The sequence below is a fragment of the Nitratireductor mangrovi genome (assembly GCF_007922615.2).
Classification (GTDB): domain Bacteria; phylum Pseudomonadota; class Alphaproteobacteria; order Rhizobiales; family Rhizobiaceae; genus Mangrovimarina; species Mangrovimarina mangrovi.
In genome coordinates this window covers 2,553,596-2,580,358 of the sequence record NZ_CP042301.2, presented here as the reverse complement: position 1 = coordinate 2,580,358, position 26,763 = coordinate 2,553,596, and the positions used below count along the sequence as shown (strand labels likewise).

23 protein-coding genes and 1 tRNA gene are annotated in these 26,763 nt (G+C 66.3%); 8 read left to right on the top strand and 16 right to left on the bottom strand.

Translation table 11 applies throughout. The features are described from left to right. Nucleotides 1-2: 2 nt before the first annotated feature. Nucleotides 3-245 (bottom strand): DUF6460 domain-containing protein, encoded by a 243-nt coding sequence (locus FQ775_RS12645; protein WP_146300307.1) that lies wholly within the window; start codon nt 243-245, stop codon nt 3-5. Nucleotides 246-383: 138 nt separating this feature from the next. Next, entirely contained in the window at nt 384-2,231 is a 1,848-nt protein-coding gene (locus FQ775_RS12640; RefSeq protein ID WP_146300308.1) for an AsmA family protein, read from the bottom strand. A 183-nt stretch (nt 2,232-2,414) separates the two neighbouring features. Here FQ775_RS12640 and FQ775_RS12635 point away from each other — a divergent pair, with 183 nt between their 5' ends. Continuing rightward, on the top strand, nt 2,415-4,373 hold the full coding sequence (locus FQ775_RS12635; RefSeq protein ID WP_146300309.1) for an acetoacetate--CoA ligase: 1,959 nt from the start codon (nt 2,415-2,417) through the stop codon (nt 4,371-4,373). A 254-nt stretch (nt 4,374-4,627) separates the two neighbouring features. Here the strand turns inward: FQ775_RS12635 and FQ775_RS12630 are convergent, their stop codons facing one another. The 3 genes from FQ775_RS12630 to FQ775_RS12620 all read right to left on the bottom strand — a co-directional run bounded on the left by FQ775_RS12630 (nt 4,628) and on the right by FQ775_RS12620 (nt 11,453). Further along, nucleotides 4,628-6,328 (bottom strand): ABC transporter permease, encoded by a 1,701-nt coding sequence (locus FQ775_RS12630; RefSeq protein ID WP_146300310.1) that lies wholly within the window; start codon nt 6,326-6,328, stop codon nt 4,628-4,630. Nucleotides 6,329-6,430: 102 nt separating this feature from the next. Beyond that, nucleotides 6,431-7,426 (bottom strand): Fe(3+) ABC transporter substrate-binding protein, encoded by a 996-nt coding sequence (locus FQ775_RS12625; protein ID WP_146302001.1) that lies wholly within the window; start codon nt 7,424-7,426, stop codon nt 6,431-6,433. 256 nt (nt 7,427-7,682) lie between these two features. Then, nucleotides 7,683-11,453, bottom strand: coding sequence for a histidine kinase dimerization/phospho-acceptor domain-containing protein (locus FQ775_RS12620; RefSeq protein WP_349291476.1), 3,771 nt, complete (start codon nt 11,451-11,453; stop codon nt 7,683-7,685). Nucleotides 11,454-11,696: 243 nt separating this feature from the next. Between FQ775_RS12620 and FQ775_RS12615 the strand changes: the two genes are divergently transcribed. Next, the gene (locus tag FQ775_RS12615; protein ID WP_146300311.1) at nt 11,697-12,149 is read left to right on the top strand and encodes a phasin; all 453 of its coding nucleotides are present in this window, start codon (nt 11,697-11,699) and stop codon (nt 12,147-12,149) included. A gap of 192 nt (nt 12,150-12,341) precedes the next feature. Continuing rightward, nucleotides 12,342-12,418, top strand: a tRNA-His gene (locus FQ775_RS12610). Between the two features lie 214 nt (nt 12,419-12,632). On the opposite strand, the gene FQ775_RS12605 is transcribed toward FQ775_RS12610, so the two are convergent. Together FQ775_RS12605 and xseA are read right to left on the bottom strand one after the other, a co-directional pair. Next, entirely contained in the window at nt 12,633-12,773 is a 141-nt protein-coding gene (locus tag FQ775_RS12605; RefSeq protein ID WP_146300312.1) for a DUF1127 domain-containing protein, read from the bottom strand. 185 nt (nt 12,774-12,958) lie between these two features. Then, nucleotides 12,959-14,512 (bottom strand): exodeoxyribonuclease VII large subunit, encoded by a 1,554-nt coding sequence (gene xseA, locus FQ775_RS12600; protein ID WP_167812953.1) that lies wholly within the window; start codon nt 14,510-14,512, stop codon nt 12,959-12,961. Nucleotides 14,513-14,676: 164 nt separating this feature from the next. Here xseA and FQ775_RS12595 point away from each other — a divergent pair, with 164 nt between their 5' ends. Beyond that, nucleotides 14,677-16,095, top strand: a complete 1,419-nt coding sequence (locus FQ775_RS12595) for an amidase family protein (RefSeq protein ID WP_146300982.1) — start codon at nt 14,677-14,679, stop codon at nt 16,093-16,095. 22 nt (nt 16,096-16,117) lie between these two features. On the opposite strand, the gene FQ775_RS12590 is transcribed toward FQ775_RS12595, so the two are convergent. After that, nucleotides 16,118-17,071: a LysR substrate-binding domain-containing protein gene (locus tag FQ775_RS12590; RefSeq protein WP_146300981.1), complete on the bottom strand. Its 954-nt coding sequence runs from the start codon at nt 17,069-17,071 to the stop codon at nt 16,118-16,120. Between the two features lie 174 nt (nt 17,072-17,245). On the opposite strand from FQ775_RS12590, the gene FQ775_RS12585 reads away from it, so the two are divergent. Continuing rightward, nucleotides 17,246-17,548 (top strand): DUF1127 domain-containing protein, encoded by a 303-nt coding sequence (locus FQ775_RS12585; RefSeq protein ID WP_146300980.1) that lies wholly within the window; start codon nt 17,246-17,248, stop codon nt 17,546-17,548. Between the two features lie 120 nt (nt 17,549-17,668). Here the strand turns inward: FQ775_RS12585 and FQ775_RS12580 are convergent, their stop codons facing one another. The 4 genes from FQ775_RS12580 to FQ775_RS12565 form a co-directional block, all read right to left on the bottom strand. Next, nucleotides 17,669-18,607: a DUF937 domain-containing protein gene (locus FQ775_RS12580; RefSeq protein WP_146300979.1), complete on the bottom strand. Its 939-nt coding sequence runs from the start codon at nt 18,605-18,607 to the stop codon at nt 17,669-17,671. Nucleotides 18,608-18,687: 80 nt separating this feature from the next. Further along, complete coding sequence (locus FQ775_RS12575) at nt 18,688-20,061, bottom strand: glutamate--cysteine ligase (protein WP_146300978.1); 1,374 nt, start codon at nt 20,059-20,061, stop codon at nt 18,688-18,690. A gap of 124 nt (nt 20,062-20,185) precedes the next feature. After that, nucleotides 20,186-21,478 carry an Hsp70 family protein gene (locus tag FQ775_RS12570; protein ID WP_146300977.1) on the bottom strand — a complete coding sequence of 431 codons (1,293 nt, stop codon included), beginning with the start codon at nt 21,476-21,478 and terminating at the stop codon, nt 20,186-20,188. A 129-nt stretch (nt 21,479-21,607) separates the two neighbouring features. Further along, nucleotides 21,608-22,345 (bottom strand): 16S rRNA (uracil(1498)-N(3))-methyltransferase, encoded by a 738-nt coding sequence (locus FQ775_RS12565; RefSeq protein ID WP_146300976.1) that lies wholly within the window; start codon nt 22,343-22,345, stop codon nt 21,608-21,610. A gap of 220 nt (nt 22,346-22,565) precedes the next feature. Between FQ775_RS12565 and FQ775_RS12560 the strand changes: the two genes are divergently transcribed. Further along, complete coding sequence (locus tag FQ775_RS12560; protein WP_146300975.1) at nt 22,566-23,057, top strand: hypothetical protein; 492 nt, start codon at nt 22,566-22,568, stop codon at nt 23,055-23,057. A 67-nt stretch (nt 23,058-23,124) separates the two neighbouring features. Here FQ775_RS12560 and FQ775_RS12555 read toward each other — a convergent pair whose 3' ends face one another. Continuing rightward, nucleotides 23,125-23,769, bottom strand: a complete 645-nt coding sequence (locus tag FQ775_RS12555; RefSeq protein ID WP_146300974.1) for a hypothetical protein — start codon at nt 23,767-23,769, stop codon at nt 23,125-23,127. Nucleotides 23,770-23,787: 18 nt separating this feature from the next. Next, nucleotides 23,788-24,222 (bottom strand): GNAT family N-acetyltransferase, encoded by a 435-nt coding sequence (locus FQ775_RS12550; protein ID WP_146300973.1) that lies wholly within the window; start codon nt 24,220-24,222, stop codon nt 23,788-23,790. A 99-nt stretch (nt 24,223-24,321) separates the two neighbouring features. On the opposite strand from FQ775_RS12550, the gene FQ775_RS12545 reads away from it, so the two are divergent. Next, the gene (locus tag FQ775_RS12545) at nt 24,322-25,020 is read left to right on the top strand and encodes a type 1 glutamine amidotransferase (RefSeq protein ID WP_146300972.1); all 699 of its coding nucleotides are present in this window, start codon (nt 24,322-24,324) and stop codon (nt 25,018-25,020) included. A gap of 13 nt (nt 25,021-25,033) precedes the next feature. Here FQ775_RS12545 and FQ775_RS12540 read toward each other — a convergent pair whose 3' ends face one another. Next, nucleotides 25,034-25,657 (bottom strand): thioredoxin family protein, encoded by a 624-nt coding sequence (locus FQ775_RS12540; protein ID WP_146300971.1) that lies wholly within the window; start codon nt 25,655-25,657, stop codon nt 25,034-25,036. 223 nt (nt 25,658-25,880) lie between these two features. Between FQ775_RS12540 and FQ775_RS12535 the strand changes: the two genes are divergently transcribed. Then, nucleotides 25,881-26,021 carry a hypothetical protein gene (locus tag FQ775_RS12535; RefSeq protein WP_167812950.1) on the top strand — a complete coding sequence of 47 codons (141 nt, stop codon included), beginning with the start codon at nt 25,881-25,883 and terminating at the stop codon, nt 26,019-26,021. Here the strand turns inward: FQ775_RS12535 and FQ775_RS12530 are convergent, their stop codons facing one another. Further along, complete coding sequence (locus FQ775_RS12530) at nt 26,022-26,762, bottom strand: metallophosphoesterase (protein WP_146300970.1); 741 nt, start codon at nt 26,760-26,762, stop codon at nt 26,022-26,024. Between the last annotated feature and the right edge of the window lies 1 nt (nt 26,763).

Here is a 26,763-nt window from a genome sequence, read left to right as displayed (position 1 = left end):
GTTCAACCGCGCGGCGGCTTCAGCAGATAGATCACCAGCCAGATCGGCACGATCACCATCGATCCCAGGACGATGTTGGGGACGGCCCAGGCGGCGCCGCGCTGCAGCAGATCGAGCACGTTTTCGGGCGTCAGGCCGAGATCGGCCAGAATGTCGGCGGCGGTGATGTCGAAAGCGGACAGCCCCGCCCCGGTGATGAGCGACACCACCGCGATCTTGAACAGGCCCGTCAGCAAGCGCAGCAAGCAACCCCTCCCGGACTGTGTGACCGGACACCCCGCCCGCCGCGCAATGGATCGCGGCACGCCGACCGACACCAAGCGGCACTTGACACGATCTTCGCGAACCTAGCGCGATTCGCCACCGCCGGGAAATTCGGCGGCTTACTCCACGGGCGGCACGGGGGCGAGAACCGGGGACACGAAGGGGGTGCTCCAGGAGCCGCCGACGAAGAAGGCGGCGACCGATTGCGGGTCGGGCGTACCGGCGGAAACGTCCTTCGGCGCGACGAGGCCGGACAGGGCCAGCCCGCGCCCGACATAAGGCACGATGCCGGTCAGCGAGATCGCGCGGTCGCCCGAGATCGCGCGGGCGATGTCGAGGCGGGCGACGCCATTGGCGATAGATGCCTTCAACTCGGCTTCCTGGATGGGCAGGGTGCCCTTGGACACCTCGCTCAGCGGAAAGAAGCCGCCCTGGCGGGTGCGTTCGAGGAAAGCGGCAAGATCGATGCCGGCAATGCTTCCCGGGCCCAGCTTGGCCGAGATCGACCCGTCGGCGCGTGACAGGAAATCGTCCCAGATAACGACATTGCTGTTGAGGATGACCGACAGCGTGGCGCGCGCCTGCGGCGCCGGGCGGGTCAAGGTCGCCGCAGTCGCCAGCGGGGCGGTGTCGATATCGGTGGCGAGAAAGCGGAACTGGGCGTGATTTTTGCCGTCGCGGCGGTCGATGCGCATGCCTGCCTGCACGGTGCCGCCGAAAGCCGTGGCGTCGGAAATGTCGAAGGCGGCCAGGCCATCCTTGATCTGCACCGTCGCGGCGACCTCGGTCATGGCGATCGGTCCGGCGGTAGCGCGGTCGGCGGAAAGCCGCAGGTCGAGGCCGAGGTCGTGCGCGAAGCGCGTGTCGATCTCCTGATGCCATGCCTCGGCGTTGTCGGGCGTGCGGGTGAACGCGGCGAGCAGCGAGCGCAGGTCGAGCGTTTCGAAGGCGAGCGTGCCGGCGACGGCCGGGATATCGCTGGCGAAGGAGAAGTCGATGACGCCCATGCCGGGATGGCCGCTGAACTCGATCTCGGCCTCCTCGACCTTGAGGCGTTGCATGTCGCCGATCAGGTGGCCGGACAGGGAAGCTGCGCCGACAGCCGATCCCGGGGAAATCTCGGTCCGCGACCATTCGAGTGCGCGCCGCAGCGAGGGCGATGAAAACTGTGCCCGGCCATCGATGAAGCCGCTGCCGGAGAAGGTGGCGATGCCCTCGAAGCGCGCGGTCAGCGGGGCGGCGGTCATCGCGAAGGTCACCGGCGCGCTGCCGCCGGCGAACAATGTCAGCGGCTGGCTCGTCGTCGTCTCGACGGAGACGTTCTCGCCGCGCCAGACACCCTTGGCCGTGATCGACAGCGGGCGGTTGAGCGATGGCCAACCGCCCCGCCCGCTGAGCGCGGTGACCAGGATTTCTTCCTTGCCGTCCGCCACCAGAACGATCTGGCCGTCCGTGAACTCGACCGAGCCGAGCGGGTCGGCCGGCATCTGGCTGGTGTCGGGCGCAGCCGGGTTGGCCGCGACGGCCTCGCGGGCCTTGACGACGGCGCGCTTGACGCGCCCGCCCATCGGCTCCGACGGCAGGGGCACGACCGCACCTGTGTCGCGCACGCGGACCATCGGCCGCAACAGATGCATCCTGGAGAAAACCACGTCGCCACGCAGGGCGGCGATGGCCGACAGCTCGAGCTCGATCCGCTCGGCCTGCAGCACCGGTGGATCGTCCGGATCGCTCCATTCCTTGAAGGCGACGTCATGCAGCACCGCGCGGAAGGTCGGCCAGACGTCGATGCGGGGATTGCCGAGCAGTTCGACCCTGTATCCGGTCCAGCTGCCGATCTCGTGGGCGATGCGGTTGCGCACGATCTGGGTCGAAGCGACATAGGGAATGGCGGCGAGAAGCGCGATCAGCGCCAGCACGCATATGCCGAATATCCAGATGCTTCTGCGCGCCGCCCTGGATGGCATCAGCCTTTTCAACTCCCGCATGCGCCCGGAGCGACCCCGACGCCGTTGCCCGCTTTGCACGAGACCGATGGCATTTCAAGCCATTGTGGCCCCGCGATGGCGCGATCACGCCACCGCCTGACGATATCTTGCCCGAAGGCGGCGCAGCATGCATAACCGCGCCACCAATCTCGGAGGTTCTATATGTCACGGACGGACCCGCTCTGGACCCCAACACCCGAAGCTGTCCGCAGCGCGCCCATCATGGCATTCATGGCTGAGGCATCCAAGCGCGCCGGCAGATCGTTCACGACTTATGAAGAGCTTCATGCCTGGTCGGTCGCCGAGCGCGAGGCGTTCTGGTCGCTGATCTGGGATTTCTGCGGCGTCGTCGGGGAAAAAGGCGGCACCATCCTCGAGAATGGCGATCGCATGCCGGGCGCCTCGTTCTTTCCCGAGGCGAAGCTGAATTTCGCCGAGAACCTGCTGGCGAAGTCGGGTCCGGGCGACGCGCTGGTCTTCCGCGGTGAAGACAAGGTCGAGCGGCGCATGTCCTGGGATGAATTGCGGGCGCTGGTATCGAAGCTGCAGCAGGCGCTGAAGGCCCAGGGCGTGAAGGCCGGCGATCGCGTCGCGGCGATGATGCCCAACATGCCCGAGACCATCGCCGCAATGTTGGCGGCAACCTCGATAGGCGCCATCTGGTCGTCCTGCTCGCCGGATTTCGGGGAGCAGGGCGTGCTCGACCGGTTCGGCCAGATCGAGCCGGTCGTCTTCGTCACGGTCGACGGCTACTGGTATGCCGGCAAGCGCATCGAGGTCGGCGACAAGGTCGAAAAGGTGCTCGACAAGCTGCCTGGCGTGCGCCAGGCAATCATCGTCGACTATCTGGGCACGGCCGGCGAACTGGCGGGTCGCATCGCCCGGGCCGAGACGCTGGAAAGCATCGTCGCGGCCCATCCCGCGGGAGAACTGTCCTTCGAACGGCTGCCCTTCGCGCATCCGATCTACATCCTGTTTTCGTCGGGCACCACCGGCATTCCCAAATGCATCGTGCATTCGGCCGGCGGCACGCTCCTGCAGCATCTGAAGGAACAGCGCCTCCACGCCGGCATCGCCGACGATGACCGCTTCTTCTATTTCACCACCTGCGGCTGGATGATGTGGAACTGGCTGGTGTCGGGGCTGGCGAGCGGCGCGACGCTGCTGCTTTATGACGGCTCGCCCTTCCATCCGGACGGCAATGTCATCTTCGATTTCGCCGAGGCCGAGAAGATGACCTATTTCGGCACCTCGGCGAAGTTCATCGACGCGGTGCGCAAATCCGGACTCGAGCCGATCGCGACGCATGATCTGTCGGCTGTCCGCGTCATCTCCTCGACCGGCTCGCCGCTGTCGCCGGAAGGTTTCGAGTTTGTCTATTCCGGCATCAAGAAGGATGTCCACCTCGCATCGATTTCAGGCGGCACGGACATCGTTTCCTGCTTTGTGCTCGGCGTGCCGACGCGCCCGGTATGGAGCGGCGAGATCCAGGGTGCGGGGCTCGGCATGGCTGTCGACGTGTGGGACGACGACGGCAAGCCGGTCGTCGGCGAAAAGGGCGAACTGGTCTGCACCAAGGCTTTCCCGTCGATGCCCGTGATGTTCTGGAACGATCCCGACGGCGCCAAATACCATGGCGCCTATTTCGAACGCTTCGACAATGTCTGGTGTCACGGTGACTTCGCCGAGCGCACCGGCCATGACGGCTTCGTCATTCATGGTCGTTCCGACGCCACGCTCAATCCGGGCGGCGTGCGCATAGGTACGGCCGAGATCTACAACCAGGTCGAGCAGATGGAGGAGATCGTCGAGGCCATCTGCATCGGTCAGGACTGGGAGGATGACGTGCGTGTCGTGCTGTTCGTTCGGCTGGCGGGTGGCGTCGAACTCGACGAGGACCTGCAGAAGCGGATCAAGGCCAAGGTGCGCTCCGGGGCGAGCCCGCGTCACGTCCCGGCGAGGATCGTCGCCGTCAGGGATATTCCGCGCACCAAGTCGGGCAAGATCACCGAACTCGCGGTGCGCGACGTGGTGCACGGGCGTCCGGTGAAGAACAAGGAAGCGCTCGCCAATCCGGAGGCGCTGGCGTTCTTCGCCGACCTGCCGGAGCTGAAAAGCTGAGCCCCGCGATGGTTAATGCTTTACCAACGCGAAATTTACCTAAGTGGAAGAAGTGGTACACTTCGGTAAAGAGCGGCGCATCGGGGTAAGGTTTTGTTAAGGCGATATGCCGATATTCGTGCGTAACTTGACGGAGGTTCTCCGAGCCTGGTGACAGGCAAACGCATTCGCTCAAGTCCTCGCGTGACAGCCCAATTAGAAGCTAAAAGGCGTCCCTCCGGGCGCCTTCTTTTTTTGCCGCCGCGGCTTTGATGTCAAAGAGTGGCTTCGGCGTCGCGCATCAGCGCCCGCGACAGCAGCACCACCGGCACGAGCGCGGTCAAGATGATCAGCAGGGCGGCGAGCGCTCCATCCTCGACCACGCCGCGCGAAGCGTTCTCGTAGACATGCGTGGCGAGGGTGGAGAAGCCGAACGGCCGCAGCAGGATCGTCGCCGACAGTTCCTTCACGGTGTCGACAAAGACCAGAACGGCGGCGGTGAAGAGCGCCGGCTTCAGAAGTGGGATCAGCACCTTGCGGGCGGTAGCGCCCGGCGCGTGGCCAAGGCTGCGCGCCGCCTCGTCGATATGCGGGGGCAGCTTTTCGAGGCCGGAATGGATGGCGCCTTCAGCCAGCGCCAGGAACCGTACCGAACAGGCCAGCACCACCGCCGCGGCGCTGCCGGTGAACAGCAGCCCGGTCGAAAAGCCGAGATGTTCCCGCGCCAGCGCGTCGACGACATTGTCGATCCGGCTCAGTGAAAACAGCAGGCCGAGGCCGAGGATCGTGCCGGGCATGGCGTATCCGCTGGACGCCAGCCGCGCCAGCGCGCCGACCGCCGCCGAACGGGAGAGCCGTGTTGCGTTGACGAGCGCCAGCGCGGCCAAAACGGTGACGACCGCCGCACTGCCGGCCGTCACCACGCTGGTGAGGAAGGCGTCGAACAGGGCAGGCTCGGCGAGTTGTTCCAGCCGCCGCGAGGCGTAGCCTGCAAAGACGTAGGCCGGAACGCCGAAGCCGGTGAGGACCGGCGCCACGACCGCGACGGTCGCGAGGCCGGCCCTGACACCCCTCAGCCTGACGCGCGGCGGGTGCGCCTTCATGTGGGTGGAGCGCGCGCCGTGGAAGCGCCGGTGGCGTCGTGCCCAGCGTTCGGCCCAGAGCAGGCCGAGCACGATCACGAGCATGACCATGGCGATCTGGGCCGCGCCTTCCAGGCTGCCGCGATTGAGCCAGGTGGTGAAGACGGAGAAGGTCAGCGTGCGCACCCCGAGATATTCGACGGCGCCGATGTCGTTGAGCGTTTCCATCAGCACGAGCGCCGTGCCGGCGATGATGGCCGGCCGGGCAACGGGGAGCAGGATTTTGAACAGCACCCGGGAAGGCGAGGCGCCGAGCGTCCTCGCCACGTCGGCGATGTTGCGGCCCTGCATGATGAAGACCACGCGCACCGTCAGATAGACATAGGGGAACAGCACCGAGGACAGCACGATCGCCGCGCCGGTGGTGCTGCGGATGTCTGGAAACCAGTAGTCGCGGGCGGTCTGGAAGCCGAACAGCGCGCGCCACAGGGTCTGGACGGGGCCGGTGAACAGGAAAAACTCGCCGAACGCATAAGCCGCGAGGTAGGGGGGGACCGCCAGCGGCAGGACGAGTGCCCAGGCCAGGACGCGGCGCAACGGAAAATCGTAGGCCACCACGAGCCAGGCGCTGGTCACCCCGATCGAGGCCGAACCGGCCGCGACCATGGCCAGCAGGACGAAGGTCGTGCCCGTCGATTGCGGAAGGACGTTGCTGACCAGATGCGGCCAGTCTTCGCCGCTGCCGGAGAGCGCGATCCCGACCACGACGGCGATCGGCAACAGCACGACGGCCGCGATCAGGCCGGCCGCGAGGGTTGCCCCGAGGTAGCGCTCGCGAAGGGCGGGCGGCGCGGTCTCAGCCAAGGCGAACACAGGCGCGCTTTCGGCGCTCACGACGCGGCCTCCCGTGCGCGCGGGATGTCCGTCATTGCCCGCAAATACGGAGCGGGCCGGATCGAGGATCCGGCCCGTCCGACATGGCTCGCCCTTGTCGGATCAGCTTGCCGGGCCATCCTGGAAGCCGGTCTTGTCGACCAGTTCCGATGCCGTCTTGCGGTTCTTGGCGATTTCTTCCAGCGGCAGCGTGTCGGGCTTGATCTCGCCGAAGCCCTTCACGATGTCGGAGGCTTCCGAACCGGGCGCGATCGGGTATTCGAACACCTGCTCGGCGTAGATTTCCTGACCTTCGGGGCTGGCGAGGAATTCCATCAGCTTGAGGGCATTGTCCTTGTTCGGCGAATGCTTGGCCAGCGCCATGCCGGAAATGTTGACATGGGTGCCACGATCGCCGGAATTGGGGAACAGCACCTTCATGGCATTGGCCCAGTCCTTCTGCTCGGGCTCCTTCTCGTTGTTCTGCATCAGACCGACATAATAGGTGTTGCCGATGCCGAGGTCGCATTCGCCGGCGAAGATCGCCTTGGCCTGTGCGCGGTCATTGCCGTCGGGCTTGCGCGCCAGATTGTTCTTCAGCCCGGTCAGCCATTTCTCGGCCTCGGCCTCGCCATGATGAGCGACCATCGAAGCGAAGAGAGCCAAATTGTAAACGTGCTGGCCGCTGCGGATGCAAATCTTGCCCTTCCACTTGGGATCGGCGAGTTCCTCATACGTGATCGTGTCCTGCTCGACGCGATCCTTGGACGCATAGACCACGCGACCGCGGGTGGTCAGGCCGAACCAGTGGCCTTCCGAATCGCGGTACTGCGCGGGAATGTTGGCGTTGACGGTCTCGTTCTCGACCGCCTGGGTGATCCCCTTCGCCTTGGCGTTGGAAAGGCGGCCGATGTCGACGGTGAAGATCAGGTCCGCTGGCGAATTGGCGCCCTCGGCCTCGATCTTTTCCTCCAGCCCCTTGTCCAGGAAGAGCACATTGGTGGTCACGCCGGTCTTCTCGGTGAAGGCATCGAGCAGCGGTTTGATCAGGTCAGGCTGACGATAGGAATAGATATTGACCTCGCCGTCGGCCTGAGCGGGCATGGCAAGGGTGGCCATTCCGCAGGACAGCGCGAAGGCGGCGATGGCGGTGTGGCGAAAGCTCGCGAATGTCATGAACGTCTCCTCTTGTCCCGAACCTGCGGCCGGCGTGGGGCCACGTGGCGGGCCCCTAATGGGCCAACCATATCAGATCGTCAAGGAAAAATGCAGCAAAATCAATAATTTAGAATTATTCTAAACTACGTTTGTCAACTATCTGGAAAATCTGGATTCTTTTGCTCCAGTAAGCTTCCAGCGTGCCCCGCGTAGGGCCTCAGTCGGCCAGGACGCGTGTCGACGGGAAGCAGATCTCGACCAGCGTTCCCTCTCCGGGCGTCGAGTGGATGGAGAACCGGGCGCGATTGGCTTCGACCATCGCCTTCGTCAGCGGCAGGCCGAGCCCGGTGCCGTCCGTGCGCTTGCGCTTCAACGAATTGATCTGCTTGAACGGTTTCAGTGCTTGGTCGATCTCGGCCGACGACATGCCGACGCCGGTGTCGCGCACCCGCAAGAACACGTCGCCGCTGGCTTCATAGGATGTCGAGACGATGACCTGCCCGCCCGGCGGCGTGAAGCGCACCGCGTTGGACAGCAGGTTGAGCGCGATCTGGCGGATGCTGCGCATGTCCGCCACCACGTCCGGCAACCGCGAGGCGTAGCTCGAGCGGATGATGACACGCTCGCGATTGGCCTGCGGCTGCATCATGGCGACGATTTCGCCCAAGGCGTCGTTCAGGGACACCGCCTCGTAGGCCATCTCCTGCTCGCCGGCCTCGATCTTGGAGATGTCGAGCAGATCGTTGACGAGGTCGAGCACATGGTTGCCGGAGCGGTTGATGTCGCGAAGATAGTCGCGATAGCGCTCGTTGCCGATCGGGCCGAACTTCTCGTCGAGGATGAGTTCGGAAAAGCCGATGATGGCGTTGAGCGGCGTGCGGATCTCGTGGCTCACCCTGGCCAGGAAGTCGGTCTTCTGGGAGGAGGAGCGCTCGGCCATCGCCCGCGCCTTGGTCAGTTCCTCCTCGGCGCGCTTCCACTGGGTGATGTCGCGCAAGACCGCGCAGAAGCCGCCGGAGGGCAGGCGGCCGATGGTCATGAACAGCGGGATGAACCGGCCCTGCGATTCGCGGCCGATCACCTCACGCCCGTCATTGAGGACGCTCGCAACGCCATTGTCGGAAAGGCCCTGGAGATAGTCGCGCGCCGCCCGCTGGCTCTCGACTGCGAACAGCGAGGTGAACGGCTTTCCGGCCATCTGGGCGCTCTCGCAGCCGAACAGGGCTTCGGCCGAGCCGTTGAGCGAGCGTATCTTCCCGTCCTCGGCAATCAGCACCACGCCGTCGGTCGCCGTGTCGAGGATCGAGCGCATTTCGGCGACGCGGGCGTCGGCGCTCAATGCCGCCGTCTCCGCAATCGCTTCCGGCTCCGGTTTCGGTTGGTCCACCTCGGCCGGCGTAATGGCCAGCAGCAGCGCCTTGCGCCTTGCCCACGGGATCGACTGCAAATGCGCCCGTACCGCGAATTCGCGGCCGTCGCGCGTCCGCACCACCGTGCCACGTCCGACCGGCTCGTGGGTTTCCTCATCCTCGTAGGGCTCGACGAACAGCGCGCCGAGACCGCCGGCCTCGTCCAACTCGTCGAGCGAGCGATAGCCGGTGAGTTCCCAGAAGGCATCATTGCCGAAATGCAGGACGTCGCCCGAATGCACCAGAACGGCTATCGGCAGCCTGGCCAGCACCGGCACACCGAGATTGCGGAACCCGTCTTCGGCACCCGCCGCGGCAAAGGCCGAGGGCAGGCTGATCACGCGGTCGGCTTCGCTGTCGGCGAGGTCCTCGCCGTCGCGGTCATCGCTGTGCCGATCTTCGCTTTCCGCGCTGGCATCGGCAGCGCGTTCGTCCGCCGCAGGCTCGCCATGCTCGTTGCGATCCTCAATGGCCGTCGGCGCTGAACGGTCGTCGTCGGCGGACGGGATAGAATCACCGTCCTTTGCCAATCCCGTCTCGCTCTCATTCGTGTCCGTGGGCTCGTCAGGGCGGTTCGTCGCCATCGGGGCGACAAACAACGGGCCGCCATCATGTGTCCTGCCGGCCTCCATGGCCGGAGCGAGGCGCGGCTCGACCGGGGCCGGCCTCGCCTCGACGCGCTCCTCAGCTGCGCCCGCTGCGTCGGCAAGCGGTTCGTCATGTGCCGCTGGAGGCGTCGGCGCGTCGGCTTTGCCATCCTGCGGGACCGATTCGTCCTCCGCGAGGGCCTCCGGCGCCGCCTCGTCGGCGGCGGGAGCATCGAGTCGGGGAGGCAGATCCTTGGTCTCGTCGGAGGTCTCTGCTTCCTCAGGGGCGTCGGCGGCCGCGGCCGTCTCCTCGCGCGAACCGGTCTCGTCGCCACGACGATCGTCATTGTCGGCGGGGCGCTGGCGTTCGGCGTCGTCGGCCTCGGCGGTTCCTTCGGTCGCGGCGGCCCGCAATTGCGAACCGATCTCGCGAAAGGCGTCGTGCTCGTTCGACGACAGCGTCCGTTCGGCTCCCTTGCCCCTGCGCGAGGCGAGCGTGACCACCTTGCCCGGCGCTTCGGTTACGGACCCGTCATCGGTCGTCTCTGCCCGGGGCTCGTTTGCCGCGGCTGCTTCCTGCGCGCCGCTCGTCGGGCGCTCGTCGGCTTCCACATGCTCGGCTGTCCCGGCATCATCAGGCGCGGCCGGCTCCTTGCCGGCCTCGGCGTCGGTCAGGCGTGCAATTCCAAAGCCGCGAAAGCCCTCGAAGCCGCGGTCGCGGCCATAGACCGGCAGCGCGGCAAGGTCGACCGGCACGCGGATGGCGGTCCCCGCCACCGGCCAGGAAACGGTCTTTCCCGACCAGGTGTCGCGGCGCGCCAGCAGCCCGGCGATGACGCCGTCGGGGTCGAGGCCAAGGCTTACGGCGATGTCGGCGAAGGGCCGGCCGACCAGTTCGTCCGGCCTCATGCGCACGGACCTGGCGAACTCTTCCGCGATGACGCTGATGCGGCCGCCAGCGTCGGTGCGCCAGACGAAGCGGACCGGCTGCGCGCCGGCGAAATCGGCCAGTGTCGGAGCGGGTTCCCTGGCTTCGTCGGCAGCGACGGTTTTGCTCGCGGGAGGCTGCTCGTTGTCGAAATACCAGCGGTCGACATGAGTGCGGCCATTGCCGTTGCCAGCGTCTTTCGGCCTTACCGCCTGATCGCCGGCGCCATCGTCGGCTGCGTCCGTGGTCGCGATTGCGTCCGTCCCGGTACGGGCGGTCTCCGGAGCGACGGCCGCGTCTGCCTGCACCGGGCCGGTGGCAGCCGGGGTCTCTGTATTGTCGGAGGCGGATTCAGCGTCGGGTTCGCCGCCAGCCTCGGCCGCTTCGGGTGCTGCCGCGTCGGCCACCACCACCAGCAGATGCGTCGGCGGATCGTCGGCAAGCCGGGCGATACCGGCCGGGATTTCCCTGCCGCCGGCGGAGATGCGGCGCTTGACGAGGCGGTCCCGTTCGCGGGCGACCTCGCTCACCAGCCGGGCGACGGTGTCGACTGCGATGTCGAGCGTCTCGAAGCCGGGGGCGGCCGCGATCAGCCGGCCGCCTTCGCCGACCAGCGCGGCGAAATAGCCGGCCTCGGTGAAGCCCGAGACGGCGCGGCGGGCGATCTCGACCGGATCGCGTGCGGCGGCCGCGGGCGCCGGCGCGGCGAGCAGGATCGCGCGCTCGCCATCGGGCAGTTCGACGCTGCTGGCATAAAAGCCCACCGCATGGCTCGACGCGCCGCGCGCCAGACGCAGCATCAGCGGCCGGTCGCGGCCGATATCGGGAAAGCCGGGCGTTGCCGCGATCTGGCGGCGCTGGGCCACGGAAAGGCCCGCCGCCGCGCCCATGATCGCTTCTATGTCGGGATAGCCGAACAACTGAGCGCCAGGCCCGTTGGCCCAGATCACTGCGTCGAGGTCGGTCGACAGGATCGCCAGCGCATCTCCGGCGGCAAACCGGGTGCGGACCTCGTCAAGGACGGCAATGTCGATGAACGAATATTCGCTGGACGCCATACGCATGACCCGGATTCGAAGGGATCCCCACCCCTGGCATTAAGGTTTCGTTAATAAAAGAGACATCTGCCAAGGTCTACAATCGGATCGGCACTGGCGAGCGGATTCTGGTTGGTTGGTTAACCCCGCATATCGTCTTTGCTGCAATGCAATATGAATGTTGCAATGCACAATAATATGCGCTATGTAGAGTCCTGACGCTGCGGCCCGGCGAGGCCGCGCGAAGCCCCAATCAGCGAGGAAACCAACATGAGCAAAGCCGCGAAATCCGCAGAAACCATCGAATTCCCGACCTTTGACCCGAGCCAGGCGACGGACCAGTTCCGCAGCCTCGCCGAGAAGGGCCTGGAGCAGTCCAAGGAAGCCTATGCCAAGTTCAAGGCCGGCGCCGAGGAAGCCCAGAAGACGCTTGAGACCAGCTTCGAGACCATCAAGAAGGCCGGCGACGAAGTGTCGCTCAAGACCATCGCCGCCATGCGCGCCAACGCCGAGGCCGGCTTCAGCCACCTCGAGGCGCTGGTTGGCGCCAAGAGCCTGTCGGAAGTGATCGAGCTGCAGACCTCGTTCGTCCGCAAGAATGTCGACATGGCCGTCGACCAGGCCAAGGAAATCCAGGCGGTGTCGTCCAAGGCCGTCGAGGACGTTTCCAAGCCGGTCAAGACCGCCTTCGACAAGGCGATGCAGGACCTCAAGGTCGCCTGATCGGCCGCATCTCATCGGGGAAGCGGTTTCCTCCTCCCTCCGCAACCCCGCGAACGGCCCTGGCAATCGCCGCGGCCGTTCATTGGAAGGCCGGCTGGCGCCGGCCTTTTCCTTTCCGCGCCGGGCGTGTTCCGGCCTTGCATTCGCGGCTGTTTGAACGTATTTGCACACTCGTCTCGCAACGAGGCCAGTGCGGTTGTAGCTCAGTTGGTTAGAGCACCAGATTGTGGATCTGGGGGTCGCTGGTTCGAGCCCAGCCAACCGTACCATTTCCAGCTTTTCCCTTCCTTTCGAAACCCCGCGCCGCCTCGGCCTTGCGGCAACCTTCGTGTTGCTCCGGCATGCCAAACGCAAAAGGCCCGCCGGGGGAGGAAACCGGCGGGCCTTCACATTTCGGATGGCGGGTCGTTCAGGGAGGAGGATGACCTGCCATCCTGGCCGGCGGGAACGGGAGGAACCAACCCGCCGGAAACTGTTGGACGGTCAGACCGTCTTGCGCGCGACGAGCGGGATCTCGGCGCGGGTGATGCCGATATCGTCGAGCTCGCGGTCCGACAGGCGGCTCAACTCGCCGACGGCGTGACGATAGCGTCGCCAGTTGCGGTAGTTGCGGATGATGCTCACGGCTTTTGCTCACATTCGATGTTGTTGTTCGACAGCGGGTAGATAGTCATGCGCCTGTCGCAAAGAAGCGCTGAAACCGCATAGGTCGAATGCAATTTTTGCAGGGCTCGCAGAGGCCGGAAATCGGCGGCGCCAAGGCCGCCCAGCCACACCGTTTCGCGTAATTCAAGGCCTGTAGATAACCGCTAGAAAAGCGAGCCCTGGCCGGCCGGCACGGGCTTCTCGGCCACCTTGCGCGGCTTGCGCTCGGCCGCCCCGTCGCCGCCGACGATCACGGCATTGGCGGCCGCATCGGCAAACTGCAGCGCGACCTGGTCTCCGGCGCCAAGATCGGCGGCGCGCTTGACCGGCAGCCCCTTGGCATCGGTGACCAGCGCGAAGCCGCGCGCCAGCACCGATTTGTAGGAGATCGTCTCAAGAAGCCTTGTCGCCTGCGCCAGCGTCCGCCGCCGTCCTTCGCCGGAGGCGGCGATGGCGCGGTCGGCGCGGCGGCCGGCATTGGCGAGCATGTCGCGCGCGCCGCCGAGCCGCGCGGCAAGCGGTTCCGGCCGCAGCCGCGCCACCGGGGCCGCCAGCCGTGCGCGGTGATCGCGCAGCACGTTCTGATGCGCGGCCGGCAGCCGGGTTGCGGCGCGCGAAACGTGGCGCCGCGCCTCTCCGAGGCGCCGTTCAAGCGTCGCCGGCGCAAGCCGCAGGCCGCCAAGCCGCAGCTTCTTGTTCTCCACATTGACGCTGAGCCCGCGCGACAGCCGGCTTGCCGCCTCGTCGAAGCGGCGGCGGGGCAGGCCGAGCAGCTGGTCGACTGAGGGCAGGGCGCGTGCCGCCGCCCGCAGCGCCTGGCGCTTGCGTTCGCCATTGCGTGACACCGCGCCGGAAAGCCGCGCCGAGAGGCTGGCCAGCGTCGCCTCGAGTTCGGCCCGCACCGGGACCGCGAGTTCGGCCGCCCCGGTCGGGGTCGGCGCGCGCGTGTCGGCGGCATGGTCGATCAGGGTCCAGTCGGTTTCGTGGCCGACGGCCGAAATCACCGGAATGTCGGATGCGGCGACCGCGCGCACCGCGTCCTCGTCGTTGAAGCCCCAGAGGTCCTCGAGGCTGCCGCCGCCGCGCGCCACGATGATGAGATCCGGCCGGGCGATCGCCCCGTCCGGCGGCAGGGCGTTGAAGCCGGCAACCGCGCTGGCGACTTCGGCGCCGGTGGTCTCGCCCTGGACGCGCACCGGCCACACGATCACGTGCAGCGGATAGCGGTCGGCGATGCGGTGCAGGATATCGCGGATGACGGCGCCGGTCGGCGAGGTGACGACGCCGATGACGCGCGGCAGGTAGGGCAGCCTTTTCTTGCGCTGGTCGTCGAAAAGGCCTTCGGCCGCCAGCTTGCGGCGGCGTTCTTCCAGCAGCGCCATCAGCGCGCCGGCGCCGGCCGGCTCCAGGCTGTCGATGACGATCTGGTACTTCGACGAGCCGGGATAGGTGGTGAGCCGCCCCTGCGCGATCACCTCCATGCCTTCCTCGGGGCGAATCTTCAGTCTGGCGAAGGTGCCGCGCCAGATCACCGCCTCGAGCCGCGCGCGCTCGTCCTTCAGCGCGAAATAGGCGTGGCCGGAGGAATGCGGGCCGCGATAGCCGGAAATCTCGCCGCGCACGCGCACATTGCCAAACGCGTCCTCGACCGTGCGCTTCAGCGCGCCGGAGATTTCCGAGACGGTGAATTCCGCCGCATTGGTGGGAGAATCGTTCATCCGCCCATTCGGGAAAGCGGGCCGCCGCAAGTCAAGCCCCGCTGGAGTTTGCGCTGGCTCAGTCCCGCCATGCTGCTGCCGCTTGCCGGTGCTGTCCTTACCGGCTACCCAAACAGCAGCGAAACGGAGCCGCATTCGCGGCAGCGACCGACCAGCGGGGAAACATGAGTGAACGCGCGATCTGGCAATTGAGTGCCTGCGACCTTGCCGAGGCTGTCCGGGCCAGGAAGATATCGGCCGAGGCCGCCGTCGGTGCCAGCGTGGAGCGCATGCGTGCCCGCAACGGCCGCATCAACGCCGTCGTCGACGATCTTGGCGATGCCGCGATCGAGGAGGCACGCCGGCTCGACGTCAGGTTCGCCGAGAGCGGGCCGGTCGGGCCGCTGCATGGCGTACCGGTGACGATCAAGGAAAATGTCGATCAGAAGGGCAGGGCGACCCCCAACGGCGTTGCCGCCTTCAGGGAGGTCGTGGCGCCCGACGACGCGCCGATCGTTCGCAATCTGAAGAATGCGGGTGCGGTGATCATCGGCCGCACCAACACGCCTGAGTTCTCCTTCCGCGCCACGACCGACAACGAACTGCACGGCCGTACCCTCAACCCGTGGGACGACGAGGCGTCGCCCGGCGGCTCGTCCGGCGGCGCGGCGGCGGCGGTGATGTCCGGCATGGGTGCGCTCGCGCATGGCAACGACATCGGCGGCTCGCTCCGCTTCCCCTGCGCGGCGACGGGAGCGGCGACGGTGAAACCCGGGCTCGGCCGGGTGCCCGCTTACAATCCCTCGGCCAAGGCCGAGCGCGGGCTGCTTGCCCAGATGATGTCCGTCCAGGGCATCATCGCGCGCGAGGTCCGCGATGTGCGGGCCGGGCTACAGGCCGCCATCGCCTACGATCCGAACGATCCCTGGATGGTGCCGATGCCCTTTGCCGGGCCGGCGCATGAGGGCCCGCTGCGCGTCGCCGTCACCCGCGACAGCTTCGAGTTCGACCTGCACCCCGCCGTCGAGCAGGCGATCACCACCGCCGCCGACTGTCTTGCCGATGCAGGCTACGAGATCGTCGAGATCGAGCCGCCGCTGGTGCGCGAATGCGGCGAACTCGGCTACCGCGCCCTGATGGGCGAGGTCACCGAGCTGATGGGGGCGGACATCGAGAAGTATGGCTCCGACACCATCAAGCAGATTTTCCAGGATTATTTCACGCTGTTTGCGCCGCTTGCAGGCAAGGAACTCCTCCAGGCCATCGCGCAGCGCGCCCACTATGTGCGCAGCTGGACCCTGTTCATGGAAGATTATCCGCTGGTGCTGACGCCGTTCCTGCTGGCCCCGGTCTATGGCTGGAACCGCGATGCCGAGGGAGTCGAGGGCGTGCGCGACGTGCTCGGCAAGGCGCATTACTCCTTCGCCATGAACTTCATGGGCCTGCCTGCCGGCCACATCTCGGCCGGCTTCCACGACGGACTGCCTGTCGGCGTCCAGATCGTCGGCCGCCGCTTCCGCGAGGACATGATCCTCGATGCCTGCGAGGTGGTCGAGAAGAAGGTCGGCGTGATGGCCGACAGGCTGTTCGCGCGCGGCGACTGATCGCCACACGCGATCGCGTCGTCTACCAGCCGGGCATCATGTTGGGCCGGTGGCGGCGCGGGCGCATCGCCATCATGGCGGCAAAGTCGAACATGCCGGCCTCCTCGCTCGCGGGCAGCGTTATGTTGTCGAGGCTTTCCGACACATGCCGGGCCAGCGCCTCGACGATCGCCGGCTGTCCCGTGTGGCCGCGCATCAGGCCGATGCGGCAGTCCGGCAGTGTGCCGAAGCCGTCACTTTCGCCGAGCACCCGCATGCCAGGGCGCAGCGCGCATTCGGGCAGCACCGAGACGGCAAGCCCCGAAATCACCGAGGCGATGATGACGGTGGCCGACCAGCTGGTGAACAGCACGCGATAGTCTCGCTCCATCTGGTCGAGCATGTCGATCGCGGCCCTCCGCCACACGCAGGTCGGCCGGCCGACGGCGAGCGGCAGCACTTCCTCCTCGTGCACGGCATGGTTGGAGGATGCGACCCACAACAGCGGCTCGTGGCGCACCACCTCCGACTGGCCCTTCTCGTCGTCATGGGTCACCAGCGCCAGATCGAGCGTGCCGCGCCGGATCTGCTCGACCAGGTTGACGGTCGGCTCGCAGATGACGGAAAGCTCGACGCGCGGGTTGGAGCGGGCGAACCGCGCCATGATTTCGGGCAGGAAACGGTCGGCGTAGTCGTCGGGCGTGCCGATGCGCACATGGCCCTCGAGCCGCCGGTCGTCGAAGGCGGCGATCGTCTCTCGGTTCAGCCGCAGCATGCGGCGCGCATAGGCCAGAAGCCGCTCGCCGTCTTCCGACAGCCGGTTGACGCGGCCGTCCTTCTCGAAGAGCTGCTTTCCGATCCGCTCTTCCAGCCGCCGCATCTGCATCGACACCGCCGACTGGGTGCGGTGAACCTCCTCGGCGGCGCGCGTGAAGCTGCCGGTATCGGCGATCGCGATGAAGGTCTGGAGCTGGTCGAGATCGAGCGGCGCGGCCATGGAGCATATCCATCATTCGTTTTGATGCTAAAGATTAAAAACATTCGTTCGACTTATCAATTCGCCCATGCGAGAAAATGCGCGTCCACTTGAATGGCGCGCATCAAGGCTCGCGGCCGGGTTTCTAACCCGTTGCCGAAGCAATGCGCGTGTTCAAAACCCAGGAGTAAGGAAATGACCGCTCTTCACCACGACCCGATCCCGCTTGCCGGCCATGTGCGTCCGCGGATCGTGGCGCGCGTTCTGCGCGTGGTGGCGGAGCGCATCGTACAGCTCTGGCGTGCCTGGAAAAATCAGCGTGAGGTCATCCGTCTCGCAGAGATGACGGACGCCCAGCTGGCCGACATCGGGCTGGTGCGCGGCGACCTCCACGCGGCCGCGCAGACGCCGCTCGGCGTCGACCCGACCGCCTATCTGGGCCTGGTCAGCGCGTCCCGTTCGCGCGAGATCGAGGATGCGGCCCGCCGCGCGAACTGAATTGCGCCGTCCTTCGCGGACGTCCGCCTTCCGCAGGCCCGATACTCCCGCCGGCTATCCCCCCGGCTAGCGCCTGCCGACTGCCCGGCCTTCTCCCCACGAAGGCCGGGCTTTTTTGGTTCAGCGGTGGCGGTCCATGCCCTTCAGAAACTGGTCGAACACCGATTCCATGTTCTTCTGATAGTCGTCTCGCGTCTTGCGCCCGGTCTCGAACATGTCGCCGAAGAGATCGTCATAGGGCGTGCGCTGCCGGCCGCTGGGATTGGTCCGCGCGCGCGGCTCGGGTTGCGGCTCGCGCGGCTGCGCGCCCGGTTGGGCGCCGCGCATCATTTCCTCGAAGATGCGACCGAGCGGGTTGTCGCCATAGGGACTTTGCTGCTGCGGCGCACGGCGCGGCTGTGGCGTCTGCCTCGGCTGCTGCTGCATGGCGCCGCCGAACATGTCCTGCAGGATCTTGCCGAAAGGATTGTCCATGGGATCGGGTGCCGCCTGCGGCTGCGGCGACCGCGATTGCGGCGCGCCCATGCCGCCGCCCTGGCGCATCATCTGCTCGATGATCTCGCCGAGCGGGTTGCCCTGACCGCCGAAGCCGGCGGCGCCGAAATTGGGCTGCACCGAGTGGCCGCCCTGCGCCATCTGCCCGGTCGACTGCTTGAACAGGCCACCCATCACCATCGCCGCGATCACCGGCAGCATCTGCTTCATGATTTCCTGTCCGATGCCGGTCGCCTGCGCGGCCTGTCCGGCAACGGCCCGCGACAGTTCCTTGGAGCCGAACAGATGGCCCAGAATGCCGTTGCCCTCGGCGACGCCCTGAGGCGACATGGCGCTGGTCGCATCCTCGAAATAGCGGGCGTGCTGGCCGGTCGCCAGCGCCGAGATGAACGCGCCGACACCATAGGGATCGGCGGCGTTGCGCTTCAGCCCCTGGCTGAAGGCCGGCAGCAGCGCCTCGACCGCGGCCTGCGTCTGCTGTTGCGAGAGGTTGAACTGGCGCGCCAGCGTCTCCATGGCGTGCCCGTTCTGGGCGTTGGCCAGCATGTCGTAGAGCGGCAGCATGGTTATCTCTCCCGGGCTTCCTCGTGCGCGCAGAGCCTAGACCAAATGCAACCGGTCGGGAACGAAAAAGGGGCGCTGCCCTAGTAGGCGTATTCCAGGAACACGGGTTCGATCGAGCCGCCCCAGCGGGTGTGGAAGGCGTTGGTCATCTCGTCGGCCGAGGTCGTACCGCGCGCCACCACCTCGTCGAGCGGCGACAGGAAGCTGGTCTCGTCATAGCCGTCGCGGTTGCAGCGGTTGCGGTTCTTCAGCCCCTTGCGCGAGATCGCCAGCACCTCGCGGGCCAGGTCGCGCAGGGGCGCTCCGCGGAAGCCGGCGTCGATGCCTTGGCCGGGCACGGCGTCGCGCATGGCGAGCACGTCGGCAAAACTCCAGTCGCGTGTCAGCGCCTCGGCGGCATCGAGCGCCTCGTCTTCGTAGAGCAGGCCGACCCAGAACGCCGGCAGCGCGCAGATGCGCCGCCACGGGCCGCCGTCGGCGCCGCGCATCTCCAGGAAGCGCTTCAGCCGAACGTCCGGAAACAGCGTCGACAGATGGTTGGCCCAGTCGCCCATGGTCGGCACGCCGTCGGGCACCGAGTTGCGCAGCGCGCCCTCCATGAACTGGCGGAAGGTGACATGGGTGCAGTCGTGATAGCGGCCGTCGCGGATGACGAAATACATCGGCACGTCGAGCGCCCATTCGACATAGTCGGCAAAGCCGAATTCGGGCGAGAAGCAGAAGTCGAGCAGGCCGGAACGCTGGTTGTCGGTGTCGCGCCAGATCTCGCCGCGCCAGCTCTTGAGCCCGTTCGGCCGGCCCTCGGTGAAGGGCGAATTGGCGAAAAGCGCGGTCGCCAGCGGCTGCAGCTTCAGGGACACCTGCATCTTGCGGCGCATGTCGGCTTCCGAGGCGAAATCGAGATTCACCTGGATGGTGCAGGTCCGGTACATCATGTCGAGCCCGTGCGTGCCGACCTTGGGCATGTAGGCGGTCATGATGTCGTAGCGCGACTTCGGCATCTTCGGCGTTTCGGCGAGCGTCCATTTCGGGCTGCCGCCGAGGCCGAGGAAGCGGATGCCGAGCGGCTCGGCGATCTCGCGCAACTGGGCGAGGTGCGCATTGCCCTCGCGGCAGGTCTGGTGGATCGTCTCCAGTGGCGCGCCGGAGAGCTCGAACTGGCCGCCCGGCTCCAGCGAGATGGCGCCGCGGCCGGTCGGTTCGACGAGGCCGATGATGTTGCCGGCGTCCATGATCGGCTCCCAGCCGAGCACCCGCTGCATGCCTTCCAGCAACGCCCTGATGCCGCGTTCGCCGCCATAGGGTACGGGCCCGTTGCCGTCGACGTAGAACGGGAACTTCTCGTGCTCGGTGCCGATGCGCCAGTCTTCGCGCGGCTTGCAGCCTGCCGCGAGATAGGCGACGAGTTCGTCCAGACTTTCGACGGGCCGGCTGTCGGTGGTGTCGCGCGCCATGAGCGTTTCCTGGACGATCCTGTTGGCCGACTTCGCGGCCGGCGAGTGATGGCCGGTCCATGCGGTGCGATCAAGCAAAAAATCCTGACAGCTCGGTCAATCGGAGTTGATCGGGCCGGCGTTGTCAGGCGGCCCAGCGCGCGACCTCGCCGGCTTCACCGATCAGTGCCAGCCCATGGGCGATGGAAAGCAGTTCGCCGCCGCTTTCGATGCGCGAGGCGTCGAAGCGGCGTTCAAAGATGGCGCGCACCGCCGGCACGAAGGAGCTGCCGCCGGTCAGGAAGACCTTGTCGACCGCCCCCGTCGGCGTGTCGGTCGTGGTCAGCACCTCGTCGAGCGCATCCTCGATGCGGGCAAGGTCGTCGGCGATCCAGTCTTCGAAATCGGAGCGCTTGACGGTCTTGCGGCCGGCCTTGCCGAGCGGCGCGAAATGGAACTCCGCCTCCGGTGCCTGCGACAGCGCCATCTTGGTCGCCGCGATTGCCTGGTAGAGTGGATAGCCCTCGTCATATTCGATCAGGTCGACGAAGAGTTGCAGCTTTTCCGGTTCCGTCGCCTGGCACACCAGCGATTTCAGGTCGGCGAACTCGCGTGTGGTCTTGAAGATCGACAGCTGGTTCCAGCGTCCGAAATTGGCGAAATAGCTCGCCGGCAGGTCGAGCAGCTTGTCGAAGCTGCGGAACTGGCTGCCCTTGCCGATCTCGGGCGCGACGAGATTGTCGATCAGGCGGTAGTCGAAATGGTCGCCGGCAATGCCGACGCCGGAATGGCCGATCGGCACGGCGCGCAGCACGCCGGCGTGGAATTCGAAGCGGATCAGCGAATAGTCGGTGGTGCCGCCGCCGAAATCGGCGACCAGCACGGTGGCGTCGCCGGAAAGCTGCTGCGCGAACCAGTAGGCCGCCGCGACCGGCTCGTGGACATAATGGATCTCGGGGAACCCGAAGCGGTCGAGCGCGGCGCGATAGCGCTCCAGCGCAAGTTCTTCGTCGGGACTGGCGCCGGCAAAACGCACCGGCCTGCCGACGACCAGCCGCGAAATCTCTTTCGGCCACGCGTCGCCGGCGTAGGCGCGGAGCCGGCGCAGGAAGATCTCCATCAGATCGTTGAAGGAATGGCGGCGGGCAAAGATGGTCGTCGCCTTGAAGGCGGCGCTTGCGGCAAAGGTCTTGATTGATTGCAGGAAGCGGCAGTCGCCGGGATGATCGATGAAGAGGTCGATCGCGGCCTGGCCGGCTTCGGTGCGCACCGTTTGCGTGCTGCGGCCCTCCTTCATGAAGGCGAGCGCGGTGCGGACGGAATCGGCGCCGCCGGCGCCGCAGTGAAACCGCAGCGAATGCGTCGCCACGCCGGAAGGCTCGGCCAATGCGAGTACCGTGTTGGTCGTGCCGAAATCGAGCCCGAGCGCGCGTGCCATGGCCGGCGTTCCTTCGGTCAGCATTGTTGTCAGAATGAAGCGGAGCGCTTCGGGTTGCGCGGAGCCTGGCTCACGCCGTCAGGGGCGCTCTGGTCGCACGACGGCCGGCATTTGGCAAGTCCGCCGGCGTTATAGCCAGTCGCCGATGGTCGCCTGGATCACGGCGAGCGCTGCCACGGCAGCCGTATCGGCACGCAGGATGCGCGGTCCGAGCGGGATCGCGGTCACGAAGGACTGCGCGCGCAGGAGGCGCCTTTCCGCTTCCGAAAACCCGCCCTCCGGGCCGACGAGGACGGCGAGGCTGCGCTCGGTGATCGCTCGCAGCGTGTCGAGCGGATTGTCGGTGTCGAACCCCTCGTCGCAGAAGATCAGCCGCCGCGCGGCGTCCCAGTCGGCGAGCAGCCGCTCAAGCTTCACCGGCTCGGCGACCCGCGGCAGGGCGAGGATGCCACACTGTTCGGCCGCTTCCAGCGCGTTGGCCTGCAGGCGCTCGATAGCGAGCTTCGGAACTTGCGTGTGTTGCGTGATGACGGGTTGTAGCACGCCGGCGCCCATCTCGACCGCCTTCTGGACCATGTAGTCGAGCCGGCCCTTCTTCAGCGGCGCGAAACAGTAGATCAGGCCGGGCGCCGGCGGCTGCGGCCGTGCCTGGCTTTCTGGCATGAGGGCCGCCTTCTTGCGGCCCTGCGTTTCGAGGCGGGCGAGCCACTCGCCGTCGCGGCCGTTGAAGAGCAGCACTTCGCTGCCGCTTTCCATGCGCAGCACGTTCAACAGATAATGCGCCTGTTCGCGGCTGGCCTCGACGGGCTGGCCCGCCGCCAGTCCGGCTTCGACGAACAGCCTTTGCATTCGATGGTTCGCGCGCATCGGCGAGCAATGCGCGACGCGCGGCAGCGGGTCAAGGGAGGGGGCGGCAACGCCCTTCGAGGCGGTGAACCGCGTCGAAAGTTTCCCGCATGACTTGTATCATCGCCCGGAACGTGCTTCATTGTTCCTGTTATGTTCTAGTTCTTGGGGGAAGGAGATGCGTAGCCTCCGCTCCGGCGTGCTCCTAGCGTTGCTTTGTGCTTTGGTCGCCGCGTGCACCATGAGCAACGGCACCATCGAGCGAATCCTGCGCAGTTCCGCGGAGGACCCACGCAAGGTCATGGATGCGACACGGTTCGAGCACGATCACCACAAGGGCGTCATCGTTCTCCGCGGCCCGATGGTCTACCTCGACAGGCTCGCGGGCGAGTATTTCATCCGCGGCTGGATCGATCCGGCAACGCGGACCTTGAAGGATGATTTCCAGATCGCCGTCGACGCGGTCTTCAAGCGGCGCGTCTACCTCGATCAGGCCTATTCGGAAGGGCAGGAACTGCCGACCAAGGTCATCGATCGGCTGCGGATTTGCGAAAGCACTTGCAGGACGCATGAGCGGATCGGCATTGCAGTGAGCGCCGAGGAGATGGTCACGCGCGCCGAGATAGGGCTCTCCTTCAAGATTTCCGGCAGGCGCGACGCCGTCGAAGTCAATATCCCGCCAGGCTATTTCGCCGGCGTGCTTGCCGCCTATCATGCCCATCGCGACGGCTGAGAACACTTTTTTCCAATGGTGTCCGATACCTCGTGTGGGCCTGGCCAACGGTGCAGCAATTGTCCCGTCAGTTGAGTGCGGTGGCGTGCAGGAGCGGCCCATAACCGCCCACCAGCGCCGCGATCGTGGCCGGCGGCGTGATTGCCTTGACGTCGCCGACAAGCGCGGCGCTCCACAGAGGGTCCCCATAGCCCGCGAAGCGCCAGAGTCGGACCTCGCCGTCAAGAACGAGGTGAGGTTTGCCCCGATACGCGACCATGGCGCCGTTCGGCAGGCCTGCCACCTCGGCGGGGCGCAGCAACGGTCTCTCCGACATTGGGGTCAGGCGTTCACGGTGCAGGATCGCGTCCATATCGGGAGCCGACAGGCGCTCCGTACCCTGGCCGGAGGCAAAGGCGGTGGCAAACCGCGTGGCCGCTTCGTGTCGGCAATAAAAGCAGGGCCGGTGGCCGGCGGCGAGCGCGGTCGCCTCGTCGAGGAAGAAAAGCTCGGTCCAGCCGGCGTTGCCCGACGGCGTGTTGCGACCCATCACCTCCCGGCGGCGGCCGCGAAAGCTGCATTCGCAGACGATCCAGGCCTTTGTCGTCCAGCGGCGCCCGAGCAGGGTTTTCGTCGCTGGATCGTGGATGACGCCGCGATTGCCGGTGAAGAGGCCGCGCTCCGGGGCCGCGTGGATCGTTCCGAACGGGTCGACACGGTTTTGCAGCGGCATGGATCACCGAACCCCGGGTCAGTGCTCGCGCTGGTACCAGAACGCATCGGCGGTGCGCGCCATGCCGATCCGCCCGTAAAACGGGACGGCGTCGGGCACCGATATCAGCACGAGACTGACTTCCGGTCCGAGCCGGCTGCGGGTCTCCTCGACCAGACCCTTGCCGATGCCGAGCCCCTGCGCCTGCCTGGAGACGGCGAGATCGGAGAGATAGGCGACCCAGGAGAAATCGGCGAGGGTGCGCGCCACACCGGCCAGAGTTCCGTCAGTCAGCCGTGCCGTGATTACGAGCCCGGCACCGTCGAGCATGCGCTGAAGCCGTTCCTCGTCGTCGACCGGGCGGATCGAACCGAGGCCGGACTCGACAAGCACCTGCCGGAACTCCGAAACGGCGAGTGTGTCTTCGCGCGCATAGGTGACGGCGCCGATCCCCGGTGCTGCGGTGGCTGTCATGACGACCTCGCTGTTCCTGTTTGACCAGGCCCGCACGAGCCCCTTGCGCGCGGACGCCACCTTGGTAATGGTCCGGCGGCAACCTTGCCATAGGGCACCATGCGCATCCTCGTCGTCCAGAACCTCGAACATACCGGCCTTGGCCAGATCGGGCGCGCGCTCGAAGAGGCGAGCGCCGAGGTCGATATGCTTCGCATGGATGCCGGCGGCGTTCTGCCGGCGAATACAGACAGCTATGACGGGCTCGTCGTGCTGGGAGGAGCGCAGAGCGCCATTGCCGACGTGGACCACCCCTATCTTCCGGCGCTGGCCGGGCTGATGCGCGACGTTGCACTTTCCGGGCGGGCGGTGCTCGGCGTCTGTCTCGGCAGCCAGCTTCTGGCGCGCGGGTTCGGCGCAAAAAACCTCCTCGGCGTGGCGAAGGAGTTTGCCTGGCAGCAGGTCGAACTCACCGCCGAAGGCAGGCTTGACCCGGTGTTGCGGGCAGCCCCGCCGGCTTTCCGCATCTTCCAGTGGCATGACGACACCTTCACCCTTCCCGCCGGCGCCGTCAGGCTCGCGCTCAGCGAAGCTGCCGACAACCAGGCGTTCCGCATCGGACGCGCCGGATACGGCATCCAGTTCCATTTCGAGGCCGACCGAAAGCTGGTCGCGCACTGGAACGGGGTTTTTTCAGAGTACATCGCCGAGCGGCATCCGGAATGGCCGCAACGCTTTGCCACCGAGGCGGAAGCGTACGGGCCCGAGGCCGACCGTGCCGGCCTGGCGATCGCGCGGGCCTGGGTCGCGATGGTGTGACGCCTGTAAGGCCTCAGTCCCAGATCTCGACCTCTTCGCCCTCCTCGCGCAGTTTTTCGGCGCGGGCGACGATGAACTCCTGGAAGTGCTGGTCCCGGTACGCGCCGCTCGCCACATAGTCGAACATCGAGGCGAAGTGGAACGGCTTGAAATAACCGGGCATCACGGCTGCCGCGGCCATGTTGGCCGGCTTGCCGTCGGGATCGGCGTCACTGGGCAGGAAGATCAGCGTCGGTGTGAACACCACGCCCCATTTGCGGGCGAGGTCGCGCTCGGCAAGCTCTTCGCCATCGGTGTCGGTCACCGCGCGGCTGCCGCGCAGGTCGAGTTGCAGCACATCGAATGTCTCGCGGATCTGGGCGACGATCTCCGGGCGGCGCAGATTGACCTTGTGCATCTCGCGGCAATAGGGGCAGCCCGACTGTTCGAAGACGATCACCAGCCCCTTGCCGGCGGCCTGTGCGTCGGCAAGGTCTTCCCCGACCTCGAGGAAGGACTGCAGGAACCAGTCCTGGACATGCAGGCCGTTGTCTCCGAGCTTCGGCTCGGCAAGCAATTCGTCGGCACCGGCCCTGCCGACCGCCGAGGCGATCATCAGCAGGGCGGCAGCGACGCCTGCGATTGTGGAGCGTGACATAATTGATACGCCTCCCGGAATCCGGTGTGGAACGCTTCACAGAAGACTAGCACCGCTCAGCCTATCGAACTATGTCGTCGCGGCTTCGCTGGCGAAAGCCAGTCGAAGGGCAAACGAAGGCAATCGAGCGCGGAAGGCGCAATACGACCGTAACAAAATTCTGCTTTGGTGAAACACTATCGTAACCACGAACGTTTTTAGTACGAAGAGAGTTTTAAGCGAGATGACCCCCGTGAAAGCCGCCCTTTTGTCCTTCCTCATGCTCTCAGGCATTGCGATCTGGGGTCTTGGCATCTACTCCGCCGACGCCGGTTCCGGCTATGTGGTGACCGACGGCTACGGCGTCGGTGCCGTCAAGAAGTAGTCAGCCCGCGACAGCTTCCAGCACGCGCTTTTCCCTGCCGTCGACCACCAGCGCGGTCAGCCGCCCGCTGGCGTAGGCCAGCGTGTCGACATTGACCCGGTTGGCGAGGATTTCGGCCTCCTCGTGAGGTGTGTGCCCGTGGACGATCACCTTGGGGTGAAGTTCGGGATGGTGCAGGAAGGCGTCGCGAATCCACACGAGGTCTTCGCGGTCCTGGCGATCGAGCGGCACCCCCGGCCGAATGCCGGCATGGCAGAAGAAAAAGTCGCCGAATTCCTGCGAAACCCGTAGATTTCCGAGAAAATCCACGTGTTTTTCCGGCACTTTGGCGGCCAAAGCCGCCCGGCTTGAGGCGGCGGCTTCGGTTGTCGAGAAGTCGGCCGCGACCCCATAGGAGCGCGCCGTGTCGGCGCCACCGAAGCGCGCGAACAGGCCGGTGCGGTCGCCGTCCCTCAGGAACGCCAGCAAGCCGTCATCATGGTTGCCCGCAAGTGCGATAACGCGGTCATCCTCGGCCGTGCGGTCGACCAGGAAATCGATCACACCGTTGGAGTCCGGACCGCGATCGACATAGTCGCCGAGATGGATGATGCGCCAGTCGTCCGGGCGGTCACGCTTCAGTTCGGCGCGGATTTGCGCATGCATGGCGCGAAGAAGGTCAAGGCGGCCATGAACGTCGCCGATCGCATAAAGCCGCATGCCGTCTGGCGCCGCCGCATCGAGGAAATGCACGCCGGCCATA